Below are 14,171 nucleotides of genomic sequence, written 5' to 3'. Positions count from 1 at the left end.
TGCTGGGCTCAACGCCGCTCCTGGTGGCGCGGCCAGCTCAAACTGAAACACGCCCCGCCCAGACTCTTGCTCTTGCCGATCAACGCCCGGCCGTCGTGCCAGTGGATGATCCGCCGCACAATCGACAGACCCAGGCCATGCCCGCCAGACGCCCGCGTGCGGCTGTCATCGAGGCGCAGGAACGGCGTGAAGATTTTTTCCCACGCCGATTCCGGCACACCCGGGCCGTCGTCCTCGACGTCGACCCGGCAGCGCATCTGCCCGACCTGATAACTGACGGTGACCTTCGACGCCGCATGACGCATGGCGTTGCCCACCAGATTCTGCAAGGCGCGGTGCAGGTAGCGCGGTTCAGCTTCGACCCAGGCATCGTCGCAATCGGCAGCCGACAGGCACAGGCCGCGCTGCACGGTGACGCCGGCGCGCAACGGCGCCAGTTCGGCGATCACCTGGTTGACCAGCGCGTCCAGATCGACACGCTGGAAAGTCAGCGCCGGCGAGCCCTGCTCCAGCCGCGCGTAGGTGAGCATTTCGTCCACCAGCTTGTCGAGGTCCTCGATGTCGTGATCCATGCCTTCGCGGTACTTCTCCAACTGTTGCGCGGTGGTCGCCGAACCGATCATCTCCAGGCCGAAACGCAGGCGCGCCACCGGCGTGCGCAGTTCGTGGGACACCGCACGCACCAGTTCGCGCTGGATCGCCAGCAGTTGTTGCAAATGCTCGGCCATGCCGTTGAACGCCGCCGCCAGTTTGCCCACCGAATCGGCGCCACGGGCCGGCACCCGGGTTTCCAGACTCCCCCGGGCAATCCGCGTGGCGGCTGCCTCGAGGCCGCGCAACCGGCGCTCGAGCTGACGCACCAGCAGGTAGACGATCAGCCCGATCAGCGTCAGGCCCAGCGCGGCAATCAGTACCAGCCACTCCGGCGGATAAGGATTCATCTGGTACAGCGGGCCGATCTCCAGGACCCACGGTGTGCCGACCATGCCGGCAAACACGCGGATCGAATCGCCGCCCTTGCCCAGCGCCATCACCGTATCGCCCTCGGACACCCGCCGGCTCTGGTCTTCGTCCATGTCGGCCTCGCCCACCGTGACCAGCCGCAGGTCGAAACCGAAGCCCTTGTCGTCCTTCAACTGCGCCAGGCGTTTGGGCTGCTCGGCCACGGGCACGCGCACCAGTTCATCGGCGAGCAGGTAAATCGTCGCCCGGGCCAGTTGCTCGCTGATCTGCTGGACGTCGCCGGTCAGCAGCAGTTGCTCCTTGTCGCTGACCAGTCGGTAGACCCGCGCCGCGTGCGGGCCGGTCTGCACCACCAGTGCCTGGCCTCGCTGCACGCGGCTGCGCTGGGTCAGGTCGAGGTCGGTTTCGGCGAAGGTTTTCAGCGCCAGCGGAATGCCGAGCAGGCGCTCCCACACCAGCAAGGCGCGATGACGTTCGGTTTCATTCAGCGGCTGCAGGTTGTCCGCCATCAGCGAGAACGTGCCGTGGGCCAGGCGCTCGCGGTACTGCTCGCTGCGCACCTGATTGAGCAGGTGCAGCGCCAGTACACCGAGCACCGCTACCAGAATCAGCGCTGCGCACATGCCGCCATAGATGCGCAGGAAGATCGAGTTCACAGCGGCAGGTCTGCGCAGGCTTCGGGGACGAACAGGTAGCCTTTGCTGCGCACGGTCTTGATCAGGCGCGGGTGATCGGGGTCGTCGCCGATCTTCGGGCGGATGCGCGAGATGCGCACATCGATGGAGCGGTCCTGACCGTCGTAGCCGATGCCGCGCAGCGCGGTGAAGATCTCTTCCCGGGACAGGATCCGGCCGGCGTTCGACACCAGCAGCCACAGCAGGTCGAATTCGGCGCTGGTCAGCTCGATGCCGCTGTCACTCAGCCACGCTTCGCGCAGGGCGTTGTCGACCACCAGCGGTCCGAATTGCAGGCGACGGCTGTTGGCGGCCGTCGGTTCGCCGGCGTCGCTGCGCCGCAACAGGGCCTGGATGCGCGCCAGCAACAGCCGCGGGCGCACCGGTTTGCATACATAGTCATCGGCACCGAGGTCCAGGCCCTGGATCTGGTCGGCATCATCGGTGCGCGCGGTGAGCATCAGGATCGGCCCGTCATAGCGGTCGCGCACCTTGCGGCAGATGCTCAGGCCATCCTCGCCGGGCAGCATCAGGTCGAGGATCACCAGGTCCGGTTGTTCCTTGATGATCCGCGCGGCCGCCAGCGCGCCATTGCCTTCGATCTCCACACGCAAGCCGTTGGCTTGCAGGTAATCGCGGGTCAGTTCGGCCAGACGCTGGTCGTCCTCGACTATCAATACCTGCCAGGCTTCTTGCTCCACCGGTGACCTCTGCTTGCTGTTGTTATTGATAAGGCAGGAATGCGGCGCTCCCCGACACAGCTGTGCGGGTGCCCGCAGATCCGGATCCTCCCGACTTTTTGTCATGTTGGTGGAGGATAAGAATGGCTGAACACCGCCCGCTTGTATAAACGCCGTACAGCCAGAACACAAGTCGGCAAATGCGTTCGGACACGGCGGATTTTTGTGATAGGGTTCGCGCCCTTAAAAATCCGCTGAAGCGTTTTTCCCGGCGAAAAAACAGTGACAAACGGTCTAGCTCAGCAGGTTCGCGGCCTACACGCGGATTCCCCTTTTCGCACACAATTTACGCACAGGGTTATCCACAGGTAGTACGTTGCAATCCCCCCCTAAAACGCATTATCTTGTAGCCCGTGCGCAAAAAAACCCTACATGTAGGGGTAGGCGCTAAAAAACCAAACACAAACCGGACAGTGAATTCAAGGCTTTTTATTGCCATTGTCGGGTTGAACCAAACGTATTTTCAGAAGCCCAAACCGCGCCTGCGGATGGCTACCGTTTTTCAGTCGACCACGGCGATAACGGTACGGGTGTTGCAGTCCGAAACTGCCCCCCAACGGAATGCGGTTTCACGCGTATCGCGCGAACCGAAGACTTCGGCATGGAAGCGGCGCCCACAAGGCCCCCTTCCTGAACTGTCCCGAAGTCGTTACCCGGCGCATGCCGGTCGTAGTGCTTCAGGACGGAACGGTGGGCACCGTGATGGTGCCCAAACAAACATAGAGAACGTGGAGACACCCATGCAAACCGACACAACTCGCGAGAACCCGCAGGGCACCTTGCCGCAGGCCGCCGATTCGAATTCGGATCTGGCTGCCACCGCGCCAGGTCAGCTGCGCGTGATCAAGCGTAATGGCACTGTCGTTCCTTACACCGATGACAAGATCACCGTCGCTATCACCAAAGCGTTCCTCGCAGTTGAAGGCGGCACCGCTGCCGCTTCGTCGCGAATCCACGACACCGTTGCCCGCCTGACCGAACAGGTCACCGCGACCTTCAAGCGTCGCATGCCATCGGGCGGCACCATCCACATCGAAGAAATCCAGGACCAGGTCGAACTGGCCCTGATGCGTGCCGGCGAGCAGAAAGTCGCTCGCGACTACGTGATCTACCGCGACGCCCGTTCCAAGGAACGCGCCACCCGCACCACCGCCGAAGCACCGGTGCAGGCTCACCCGTCGATCCGCATCACCCGTGCCGACGGCACCCTGGCGCCGCTGGACATGGGCCGCCTGAACACCATCGTCACCGAAGCCTGCGAAGGCCTGGAAGAAGTCGACGGCGACCTGATCCAGCGCGAAACCCTGAAGAACCTGTACGACGGCGTAGCCCTGAACGACGTCAACACCGCCCTGGTGATGACCGCGCGTACCCTGGTCGAGCGTGAGCCGAACTACTCGTTCGTTACCGCCCGCCTGCTGATGGACACCCTGCGCGCCGAAGGCCTGGGCTTCCTCGAAGTGGCCGAGAGCGCCACTCACCACGAGATGGCCGACCTGTACGCCAAGGCCCTGCCGGCCTACGTGGCCAAAGGTATCGAATTCGAACTGCTGAACCCGGTGCTGGCCACCTTCGACCTGGAAAAACTGGGCAAGGCGATCAACCACGAGCGCGATCAGCAATTCACCTACCTGGGTCTGCAGACCCTGTACGACCGTTACTTCATCCACAAGGATGGCGTGCGTTTCGAACTGCCGCAGATCTTCTTCATGCGCGTGGCCATGGGCCTGGCGATCGAAGAGAAGCAGAAAGAAGACCGCGCGATCGAGTTCTACAACCTGCTGTCCTCGTTCGACTACATGGCGTCGACCCCGACCCTGTTCAACGCCGGTACCCTGCGTCCACAACTGTCGAGCTGCTACCTGACCACCGTGCCGGACGACCTGTCGGGCATCTACCACGCGATCCACGACAACGCCATGCTGTCGAAATTCGCCGGTGGCCTGGGCAACGACTGGACCCCTGTGCGCGCACTGGGCTCGTACATCAAGGGCACCAACGGCAAGTCGCAGGGCGTCGTGCCGTTCCTCAAGGTGGTCAACGACACCGCCGTTGCCGTGAACCAGGGTGGCAAGCGCAAAGGCGCTGTGTGTGCCTACCTGGAAACCTGGCACATGGACATCGAAGAGTTCATCGAGCTGCGCAAGAACACCGGTGATGACCGTCGTCGTACCCACGACATGAACACCGCCAACTGGATCCCTGACCTGTTCATGAAGCGCGTCTTCGACGACGGCAAGTGGACCCTGTTCTCGCCATCCGAAGTGCCGGATCTGCACGACCTGACCGGTAAAGCCTTCGAAGAACGCTACGAGTACTACGAAGCCCTGACCGAGTACCCGGGCAAGGTCAAGCTGTTCAAGACCATCCAGGCCAAAGACCTGTGGCGCAAAATGCTCTCCATGCTGTTTGAAACCGGCCACCCATGGCTGACTTTCAAGGACCCGTGCAACCTGCGCAGCCCGCAGCAGCACGTCGGCGTGGTCCACAGCTCGAACCTGTGCACCGAGATCACCCTGAACACCAACAAGGACGAGATCGCGGTCTGCAACCTGGGCTCGATCAACCTGCCGAACCACATCGTCGACGGCAAGCTCGATACCGCCAAGCTGCAACGCACCGTGAACACCGCCGTGCGCATGCTCGACAACGTGATCGACATCAACTACTACTCGGTGCCGCAAGCGAAGAACTCCAACTTCAAGCACCGTCCGGTCGGCCTGGGCATCATGGGCTTCCAGGACGCGCTGTACCTGCAGCACATCCCGTACGGTTCGGATGCAGCAGTCGAGTTCGCCGACAAGTCGATGGAAGCCGTCAGCTTCTACGCCATCCAGGCGTCCTGCGACCTGGCCGACGAGCGTGGCGCGTACGAGACGTTCAATGGTTCGCTGTGGTCCAAAGGCATCCTGCCGCTGGATTCGCAACAGATCCTGATCGAGGCGCGCGGCCAGAAGTACATCGACGTTGACCTGAACGAAACCCTGGACTGGGCACCGGTTCGCGCCCGTGTACAGAAAGGCATTCGTAACTCCAACATCATGGCCATCGCACCGACCGCGACCATCGCCAACATCACCGGCGTCTCGCAGTCGATCGAACCGACCTACCAGAACCTGTACGTGAAATCGAACCTGTCGGGCGAATTCACCGTGATCAACCCGTACCTGGTTCGCGACCTCAAGGCGCGCGGCCTGTGGGACTCGGTCATGATCAACGACCTGAAGTACTACGACGGTTCGGTGCAGCAGATCGAGCGCATCCCGCAGGAGCTCAAAGAGCTCTACGCAACCGCGTTCGAAGTGGACACCAAGTGGATCGTCGACGCCGCCAGCCGTCGTCAGAAGTGGATCGACCAGGCTCAGTCGCTGAACCTGTACATCGCCGGTGCCTCGGGCAAGAAGCTCGACGTGACCTACCGCATGGCCTGGTACCGTGGTCTGAAAACCACCTACTACCTCCGTGCCCTGGCGGCGACCAGCACCGAGAAGTCGACCATCAACACCGGCAAGCTGAACGCTGTTTCCAGCGGCGGCAATCACGGCGACGATTCGGTTCTGGCAGCTCCAGCCGGTCCGGCGCCAGTGCCGAAGGCTTGCGCCATCGACGAGCCGGATTGCGAAGCTTGCCAATAAGCTGAGCCGAGTCAGGCGTTGCGAGACGCCTGATCGAAAAACCCCCGACAGACCTCTGGTCTGTCGGGGGTTTTCTTTTGTCCGCGGGAAAAGCAAAGCGCCCTCTTCCCTGAGCCTGCGTTTCGCGCAGCCCAACACATCGAGAGCAGGTGCAGCGAAGCAAACCGTAGGCGATGCCCCGGATGAATCCCGCCGCGAAGGAAACCGAGCCTGAGCGAGGGACCCACGCCATTCACCAAACAGCCACCCACAAAAAAGCCCCTCCAAAGAGGGGCTCCCTTGCACAACCAGAAACCGCAATCAGGTCATCTGAATGATGGTCTGCATGATGGTGCTCTGGGTGGAGATGGTCTTGGCGTTCGCCTGATAGTTGCTCTGACCCTTGATCAGGTCCACCAGCTCGTTAGTCAGGTTGACGTTGGACTCTTCCAGCGAGTTGGACTGGATGGAACCCAGGGTGCCGGTTTCCGGCGCGTCGTAACCCGGGATACCCGAGGCGAAGGTTTCCTTCCAGCTGGTACCGCCGACAGCCTGCAGACCCTGTTCGTTGGTGAAGCTGGCCAGCGCAACCTGGCCGATGGCCTTGTTCTGGTTGTTGCTGAAGTTGGCGAACAGCGTACCGGTGCCGTCGATGGTCAGGTTGGTGATCTGGCCAGTGGCGTAACCGTCCTGAGTCGGGATCGAACGGGCGGTATCGGCGTTGAACTGGGTGGTCTTGGCCATGGAAATGGTGATGCCGGCCGGGTTCGCGGCAGCGCCGTTGGCGGTCCAGGTGCCATTGGTCACGGTACCCGGTACCCAGCCCTTGAGGATCAGGTCGCTGCTGATGATCGGGGCGCCGCCCGCCGGGTTCGGCGTGCTGACCTGAGTCAGTTTGCCCGTGGCGTCGAAGGACATGGTCGAAGCCACCGGCGCGGTGACTTTCGGATCGCTGCCGGTCGCATCCGGGTTGCGGCCATCCACCAGCGTGTAGACCTTCCAGGTGTTGCTGCCAGTCTTCACCATGTACTGATCCATGGTGTGCTGGTTGCCCTGGCTGTCGTAGATCGGCGTGCTGAACGACTTGGTGTAGGTCGCGGTATTGCTCGGGTCAAACTTGCCCGCAGCCGCGGTGTCGTCGATCACTGGCGCGGTCGAGTTGAGGTTGATTGTCGAAGTCACCAGCGAGGTCGACTTCGGCGCCAGGTTCGAGGTGTCGATCTTCAGGTCGGTCAATACGCCGTTGATGATCTTGCCGTTGGAGTCCACACCGTAGCCCTGCAGACGCGAGGTGTAGTCGGTGTTGGTGATGTAACCATCCTTGTCGACCTTGAACGTGCCGGCACGGGTGTAGGAAATCGAGCCGTTGTTGCTCAGGGTGAAGAAGCCGGAACCGTTGATGCCCATGTCCAGCACGTTACCGGTGTTGTTGATGTCACCCTGGGTGAACTGCTGGGAAACGTTGGCCAGGCGCACGCCGTTGCCGATCACTTTGCTGCCGCTGCCCAGACGAGTCGCCGAGTAGACGTCTTCGAATTCCGCGCGCGAGGATTTGAAACCGGCGGTAGCGACGTTGGCGATGTTGTTGCCGGTCACGTCCAGTTGTTTGTTGGCTGCATAGAGACCGCTAAGGCCGATATTGAAAGACATATTCCACTCCTTTGTGCCGGTTAGTCGGCTCTATATACCAATGGTTTGAACTTTGGACAGGGCGACCGTGCCTTTGCCGGACAGGTTGAGCATCAGCTCGCCGCCGGTCTGGCTGATGGTCACGCTGTTGACCGTTGCCGGCAGGTAGGTCGCCAGGTCGGTCGACGTGCCATTGATCGAGGCGTTGGCCTTGACGGTATAGGTACCGGCCTTGACCAGGTTGCCGTCCTTGTCCTTGCCGTCCCAGGTGAAGCTGGCATTGCCTGCCGCGCGACTGCCCAGATCGATGGTGCGAATCGCCGTGCCGCTGCTGTCGGTGATGGTGACCGTGCCGCCGGCAATCGACGACGGAACGGTGACCGAACCGGTCATGCCCTTGCTCGGGTCGTCCATCTGAACGCTGTTGGTCTGCACGATCACGTTGCGGCCCACCAGCGACGAGGCCTGCAGGGCCTGCGACGAGTTGTAGTTGCCGGCCAGCGAGCTGACCGTGCTGTTGAGCGTGGTGATGCCTTCGAGGCTGCTGAACTGCGCCAACTGCGCGACGAACGCACTGTTGTCCTGCGGATCGAGCGGGTTCTGGTTTTTCAGCTGGGTCACCAGCAGTTGCAGGAACGCGTCCTTGCCCAGGGCCTGGCCGCCGGTGCTGCTGTTGGTGGCCGAAGCGATGCCATCGGCGGTCGAACTGGTCTTCTTCGACGAGTTCGCCAGGATGTCGTTCATGCTCAGGCTGCTGGTGGTATCGGTAACGCTCATGGCAGTCGCCCCTTATTACTGACCGAGGGTCAGTACCTTCTGCATCATGGTCTTGGCGGTGTTCATCATTTCGGCGTTGGTCTGGAACGAACGGCTCGCGGAAATCATGTCAGCCATTTCTTCCACCACGTTGACGTTCGGGTAGTAGACGTAGCCCTTGGCGTCGGCGGCCGGATGGTTCGGCTCGTAGCGCGCTTCGAGATTGCTCTGGTCTTCGACCACGCCGAGCACCTGCACGCCCTGCCCCGCCGCGTCCTGGCTCTGGAACAGCGAGTTGCTGCCGCTGTTCTGGCCGCCCTGGAACATGGTGGCGAACACCGGGTGACGGGCACGGTAGGTCTGGTCGATGCTCGACGAGACGGTTTCGGCGTTGGCGATGTTCGAGGCCACGGTGTTCAGACGCGTGGTCTGTGCGCTCATGCCGCTGCCGGCAATGTTGAAAACGCTGGACAGGGACATGGATTATTCTCCGCGCAGGGCTGATACCAGCCCTTTGAATTTGCTGTTGAGCAGCGTGAAGCTGGCCTGGAAACCGACGGCGTTTTCCGCGTAGTTGGACTGTTCCAGTTGCGCGTCCACGGTGTTCTGGTCGATCGACGGTTGCATCGGCGTGCGATACAGCAGCGACTCGTCGCCATTGCCCAGGCCTTCAGCTTCGATGTGACGGCTGTTGGTCATGTTCAGGGCGATGGTGCCGTTGGCGTTCTTCTGGGTCTGTGCTTCAAGCACTTTGGAGAAGTCCAGATCCCGAGCCTTGTAGTTCGGGGTATCGGCGTTGGCGATGTTGTTGGCCAGCACTTCGGCACGCTGGGCGCGGAAGCCCAATGCCTTTTCGTGAATGCCGAGCGCTTTATCGAAGCTGATGCTCATGTCGGGAACCTTCAGGTGACCGGATTTTTCGTACCTGAGCTTTAGCAAGCGCCGTGCCAAACAGGAAAACCCCCGTAAACCGGGGCTTTGCCAGCATTCGGCAAAGCGGCAATGCCAGAAAAGCGGCAAACGGTTTCCGCTGGCTGCCGCTTTTCTGCCGCCTGCCTGCCTTCGATCAGCCAACACTGAACCCTGTGGGAGCGGGCTTGCCTGCGAAGACGTCAAGTCAGTCGAAATTGGTTTTTCTGCCACCCCGCCTTTCGCGAGCAGGCTCGCGCCCACCGGGTTTTGCCGTGATTCGGGCTAAAGACCAGGCAAAAAAAACGGGAGCCCCTGAGGACTCCCGTTTTTGTGTTGCCGCGGCCAATCACTTGGCCTGATAAATGATCCCCGGGCTGCACTGGACCATCTGGTAGTGATCCGGCAAACCGTTCAGCGCCTCGGAAGCGCCAAGGAACAGATACCCGCCCGGCTTCAGCGTGCTGTGGATGCGCAACAGGATGTCCTTCTTCACCTCGGCGGAGAAGTAGATCAGCACGTTGCGGCAGAACACGATGTCGAACTTGCCGAGACTGGCGTAGCTGTCGAGCAGGTTGAACGAGCGGAATTCCACCCGGCTCTTGATCGGCGCCTTGACCGCCCAGCGCCCCGGCCCTTTCGGATCGAAGTAGCGCTGCAGACGGTCGGCGGACAAGCCGCGACCGATTGCCAGGCTGTCGTACTCGCCGGTCTTGCAGTTGGTCAGCATGCTGCCGGACAGATCCGTGGCAACGATCTGCACGCCCATCTTCAACTGGCCGAGGTTGCTGCGCTCGAACTCATCGATCGACATCGACAGCGAGTACGGTTCCTGGCCCGACGAACACGCCGCCGACCAGATCCGCAGACGCTGGTTGGGACTGGCCTTGATCGCCTCGGGCAGCACCTTGTTCTTCAAGACTTCAAACGGATAGGTGTCGCGAAACCACAGGGTTTCGTTGGTCGTCATGGCATCGACCACCTGCTCGCGCAAACCGCTGCGCGGCTGGGTCTGGATGCGCTGTACCAGCTCACCCAGGGACTTGATGCCCTGCTGCTCCATCAGTTTGTTGAGACGGCTCGACACCAGGTACTGCTTGTTTTCACCGAGCAAAATGCCACAGGCTTTTTCCAGGAAGACCCGGAACTGTTCGAAATCCAAATTACCCGTAGACAAATGATGCCGCCTCTTAAATCGTGTTGACCGCCAGGGGCAGAAGGCCCCTAGCTGATATCTGCTGCTTTGATCCGGTCGACTACCCGGGATGCCAGGTCATCAGGACGGAATTTGGCCAGGAAGTCATCGGCACCGACTTTCTTGACCATCGCCTGGTTGAACACACCCGACAACGAAGTATGCAGGATGATATGGAGCTTTTGCATGCGCGGGTCGCTGCGGATTTCCGCCGTCAGGGTGTACCCGTCCATCTCCGGCATCTCGATGTCGGAGATCATCATCAGGAACTCTTCTTCCGGCTTCTTGCCCTCGTCGACCAGTTTGCGCAGGTAATCCAGCGCCTGCCGGCCGTCGTTCAGCGCCACCACCTCGACACCCACGGTCTGCAGGCAACGCGTGACCTGCTTGCGCGCCACCGAAGAATCATCGACCGTCAGCACCCGCAGCGACAAGGCCTTGCTCTGGGTCTCGACATCCACCACGCCGACCGAAATCGCCTCCGGCGTCGGCGCAACCTCGGCCAGCACCTTCTCGACGTCGATGATTTCGACTAACTGATTGTCCACCCGAGTCACAGCGGTCAGGTAGTGATCGCGACCCGTGCCCTTGGGTGGCGGATGGATCTCTTCCCAGTTCATGTTGACGATACGTTCCACCGAGCGCACCAGGAAACCCTGGGTCTTGGTGTTGTATTCCGTGATGATCACGAACGGACTGTTCTTGTCTTTCAACGCACCGGAGCCGGTCGCCATTGCCAGATCCAGGATCGGAATGGTCGCCCCCCGTATATTCGCCACCCCGCACACGACAGGACTGGACTTGGGCATCAGCGTCAGTTGCGGGCATTGCAGCACTTCCCGCACCTTGAACACGTTGATCCCGTAGAGCTGCTGGCCGTCGAGACGGAACAACAACAGCTCCAGGCGATTCTGCCCTACCAGTTGCGTGCGCTGGTTCACCGAATCCATTACACCAGCCATGCCCAGACTCCTACCCAACGCCAAGTGTTGTTGCGACGCACATTCATTGCTAAACGGCACGGCGCTTGCTTTTTAACTCGTATGAACATTCAAACGACATTTTTCCGACGCCTGACATCCCTCATCCGCAGATGGCTTTGCGCGGTGTCGGCCGTTTGCTTTTTTTACGCGGGCAGCCCTGCCGTTGCTGATGCGGTTACCTTGCCTGACATGCTTATCGGCGTCACTCAGGGCTTTCTTGAATTCACCGTAGAAGACTATCTGGCTACCAGTCAAACGGAAGGTCGCTATGAAATCGAGGTCAACCAGCTCGATCCGCGTATGCGCATGCCTATGTGCGACAAGGAATTGACAGCCAGCCTGGAGAGTCCGGCACGCCCGTTGGGGCGGGTCACGGTCAAGGTTCGCTGCGAGGGCGCCTCGCCCTGGACGGTGTTCGTGCCCGCTCAAGTGCGCCTGTTTCGCGAGATTGTCACCACCACCCGACCGCTCAAGCGCGCCGGTATCATCGAGCCGCAGGACGTGACCTTGCGCGAACGCGATGTCAGCCAGATCAACCAGGGCTTCCTGACGTCGGTGGATGAGGCGATCGGGCAGAAATTGACCCGACCAACGGTAGCCGATCAAGTGATTACCCTGGTGCATCTGGAACAGGCCGAAGTCGTGCGCAAGGGCGACCAGGTAGTGATCACCGCCCGCAGCGGCACGCTGGCGGTACGGATGCCGGGCGAAGCCCTGGCCAACGGCGGTTTGAAGGAACAGATCCGGGTAAAAAACCTCAATTCCCAGCGGGTCATCAAGGCGCAGGTCACCGCGCCGGGCCAGGTGGAAGTCGCCATGTGAACGAGCCTGTCGGCGGCCACGGAGAAAACTGGCGCTGACCTCAGTCGTTCCCTAAACTGTGGCTCATCCACGGCGAGCGCTGACGCGCGCAAGCTCATTGATAAATGGGCCTAAAGTTTTGTCGGGTATGGCCGAAAACATGGCAAGCGTCCAAATACCCAGAGGTTTTTATCATGGTCATCGATTTCAGCCGTTTGAACAGCTCCTCGTCACTTACGGGCAGTACACGTACCAGCAACGCCAAGGAAACCGCCGAAACCGGCACCTCCGCGCCGCTGAATACCCCGGCCGAACAGGCCAGTACCGCTAAAAGCGGGGAATCGGTACACCTCAGCAATGAGGCTCAACAGTTGCAGAAGGTCACTGACAAGCTGCGCGATCAACCTGCCGTCGACAAGGCCCGCGTGGCCGAATTGAAAGCAGCGATTGCCGATGGCAGCTATAAAGTCGACAGCAACCGTGTAGCCAGCAAACTGCTCAACTTCGAAGCCCAGCGCTAGGCCTCGGTCTGCGCCAGGCTTTTGGACGCTTAAAACCCAAGGCCAGCCATGCACGACACTACTTTATTGCAACTGATCACCGACGACTTTGCTCCAGCTCAACAATTGCTGGAGTTACTGCATACCGAGTCCCTCGCCTTGCACGGTCGTGACATGCCACAACTGGAAGACGTTCTGGCACGTAAACAGGGTCTGATCATTCAACTCGAGCAGCATGGCCGCAAACGCAGCGAAATCCTCGCCAGCCTCAACCTGCCGGCCAATCGCCAGGGCCTGGAACAACTGGCCAGCCAGTCGAGCATCGGCGACCAGTTGCTGGCACAGAGCGATGTCCTGACCGACCTGATTGCCCAATGCCAGGCGGCCAACCTCAAGAACGGCCAGTCGATCGTGGTGCAACAGGCCGCGACCGCCAATCAGCTGAAGATCCTCACCGGTGGCGAGCCGCCCGCGCTCTACGACGCCAGCGGCACCTTCTCCAAACTGCAGAAACCGCGTGCGCTCAGCCAGGCGTGAGCCGCGGCATGCGCTTGCTCTATCCACTCGGGAAACATGCTGGCAAAATGCTGGCCAGCCGTAGTCAAATTTTGTCTGGAGATTGATTCAACGTGTCCAACGTCCTCAGCGCGGATGATGCTCCGCAGCCACCAAAGGTGCTTACCACACCTCTGGAAATCTCCAGCAACCTGCGCCAGCTGCAAGAAAGTCATGATCCGCTGATCATCACGTTTCACGAGCGTAGCCAGCGTTTCCAGAGCTACCTGATCAAAGTCGACCGGGAAACCGCCACCATCGCCCTGGATGAAATGATCCCGCGCGACGGCGAGCGCTTCCTGCAGGCCGGCGAACCGTTCAAGGTCGAAGGCTTCCACGACGGCGTGCGCATCGCCTGGGAATGCACCGGTACGCTGAACATCGAAGAATCCGCCGGCGACCGTTTCTACACCGGCGCACTGCCGAGCGAAGTGGTCTACCACCAGCGCCGCAACGCCTTCCGCGCCGCGCTGAAACTGACTGACCTGGTCAGCGTCGAACTCGGTGGCGAAAAACTCAAGGCGCCGATTGGCGGCAAGCTGCTGGACATTTCCGCCACCGGTTGCAAGCTGCGCTTCGAAGGCGACATCACCGACCGCCTGCAACTGGGCCAGGTCTATGACCGCCTGATCGCCGCGCCACTGTTCGGCAACCAGCCGACCTCGGTCGAACTGCGCTACCTGCACTTCGAAGAAAAACTCAACATCACCTTCGCCGGCCTGCGCTTCCACAACATCAGCGGCCAGGCGGCGCGCAACGTCGAGCGTTTCGTCTATCAGCTGCAACGTGAAGCACGGCGGTTCGACAAAGACGATCTGTAAGGCGTCGGCGCCAATGAAAACGGGCAGTCCC

The 14,171-nt window shown here is 60.9% G+C and carries 13 protein-coding genes; 5 read left to right on the top strand and 8 right to left on the bottom strand.

The features are described 5' to 3' along the window. Window positions 1–8: 8 nt before the first annotated feature. Together QRN70_RS27345 and QRN70_RS27340 are read right to left on the bottom strand one after the other, a co-directional pair. The gene (locus tag QRN70_RS27345) at window positions 9–1,619 is read right to left on the bottom strand and encodes an ATP-binding protein (RefSeq protein ID WP_285420950.1); all 1,611 of its coding nucleotides are present in this window, start codon (window positions 1,617–1,619) and stop codon (window positions 9–11) included. Then, window positions 1,616–2,338: a response regulator gene (locus QRN70_RS27340; RefSeq protein ID WP_285420949.1), complete on the bottom strand. Its 723-nt coding sequence runs from the start codon at window positions 2,336–2,338 to the stop codon at window positions 1,616–1,618. Before QRN70_RS27340 ends, QRN70_RS27345 begins: the two co-directional genes overlap by 4 nt. A gap of 779 nt (window positions 2,339–3,117) precedes the next feature. On the opposite strand from QRN70_RS27340, the gene QRN70_RS27335 reads away from it, so the two are divergent. Beyond that, entirely contained in the window at window positions 3,118–6,012 is a 2,895-nt protein-coding gene (locus tag QRN70_RS27335) for a ribonucleoside-diphosphate reductase subunit alpha (protein ID WP_285420948.1), read from the top strand. A 300-nt stretch (window positions 6,013–6,312) separates the two neighbouring features. Here the strand turns inward: QRN70_RS27335 and flgE are convergent, their stop codons facing one another. From flgE to QRN70_RS27305, 6 genes are all read right to left on the bottom strand, one after another. Beyond that, the gene (flgE, locus tag QRN70_RS27330) at window positions 6,313–7,641 is read right to left on the bottom strand and encodes a flagellar hook protein FlgE (RefSeq protein ID WP_285420947.1); all 1,329 of its coding nucleotides are present in this window, start codon (window positions 7,639–7,641) and stop codon (window positions 6,313–6,315) included. A 30-nt stretch (window positions 7,642–7,671) separates the two neighbouring features. Then, entirely contained in the window at window positions 7,672–8,397 is a 726-nt protein-coding gene (gene flgD / locus QRN70_RS27325) for a flagellar hook assembly protein FlgD (protein WP_285420946.1), read from the bottom strand. 15 nt (window positions 8,398–8,412) lie between these two features. Continuing rightward, on the bottom strand, window positions 8,413–8,856 hold the full coding sequence (flgC, locus tag QRN70_RS27320; RefSeq protein WP_003227217.1) for a flagellar basal body rod protein FlgC: 444 nt from the start codon (window positions 8,854–8,856) through the stop codon (window positions 8,413–8,415). 3 nt (window positions 8,857–8,859) lie between these two features. Then, window positions 8,860–9,267, bottom strand: a complete 408-nt coding sequence (flgB, locus tag QRN70_RS27315; RefSeq protein ID WP_053122819.1) for a flagellar basal body rod protein FlgB — start codon at window positions 9,265–9,267, stop codon at window positions 8,860–8,862. Between the two features lie 367 nt (window positions 9,268–9,634). Then, window positions 9,635–10,462 carry a protein-glutamate O-methyltransferase CheR gene (cheR, locus tag QRN70_RS27310; RefSeq protein WP_285420945.1) on the bottom strand — a complete coding sequence of 276 codons (828 nt, stop codon included), beginning with the start codon at window positions 10,460–10,462 and terminating at the stop codon, window positions 9,635–9,637. A gap of 47 nt (window positions 10,463–10,509) precedes the next feature. Beyond that, window positions 10,510–11,442 (bottom strand): chemotaxis protein CheV, encoded by a 933-nt coding sequence (locus QRN70_RS27305; protein WP_011335509.1) that lies wholly within the window; start codon window positions 11,440–11,442, stop codon window positions 10,510–10,512. An 81-nt stretch (window positions 11,443–11,523) separates the two neighbouring features. Between QRN70_RS27305 and flgA the strand changes: the two genes are divergently transcribed. From flgA to QRN70_RS27285, 4 genes are all read left to right on the top strand, one after another. Then, on the top strand, window positions 11,524–12,285 hold the full coding sequence (gene flgA, locus QRN70_RS27300; protein ID WP_285420944.1) for a flagellar basal body P-ring formation chaperone FlgA: 762 nt from the start codon (window positions 11,524–11,526) through the stop codon (window positions 12,283–12,285). A gap of 173 nt (window positions 12,286–12,458) precedes the next feature. Beyond that, the gene (gene flgM, locus QRN70_RS27295) at window positions 12,459–12,785 is read left to right on the top strand and encodes a flagellar biosynthesis anti-sigma factor FlgM (RefSeq protein ID WP_007960324.1); all 327 of its coding nucleotides are present in this window, start codon (window positions 12,459–12,461) and stop codon (window positions 12,783–12,785) included. A gap of 48 nt (window positions 12,786–12,833) precedes the next feature. Next, a complete protein-coding gene (locus tag QRN70_RS27290) occupies window positions 12,834–13,301 on the top strand; it encodes a flagella synthesis protein FlgN (RefSeq protein ID WP_285420943.1) in 468 nt (155 codons plus the stop codon). Window positions 13,302–13,393: 92 nt separating this feature from the next. Then, window positions 13,394–14,140, top strand: a complete 747-nt coding sequence (locus tag QRN70_RS27285; RefSeq protein WP_285420942.1) for a flagellar brake protein — start codon at window positions 13,394–13,396, stop codon at window positions 14,138–14,140. Window positions 14,141–14,171: the final 31 nt, after the last annotated feature.

The sequence above is a fragment of the Pseudomonas sp. efr-133-TYG-5 genome (genome assembly GCF_030209175.1).
Classification (GTDB): Bacteria; Pseudomonadota; Gammaproteobacteria; order Pseudomonadales; family Pseudomonadaceae; genus Aquipseudomonas.
The sequence above is the reverse complement of the archived record's forward strand: the minus strand, read 5'-3'. Positions and strand labels throughout refer to the sequence as shown.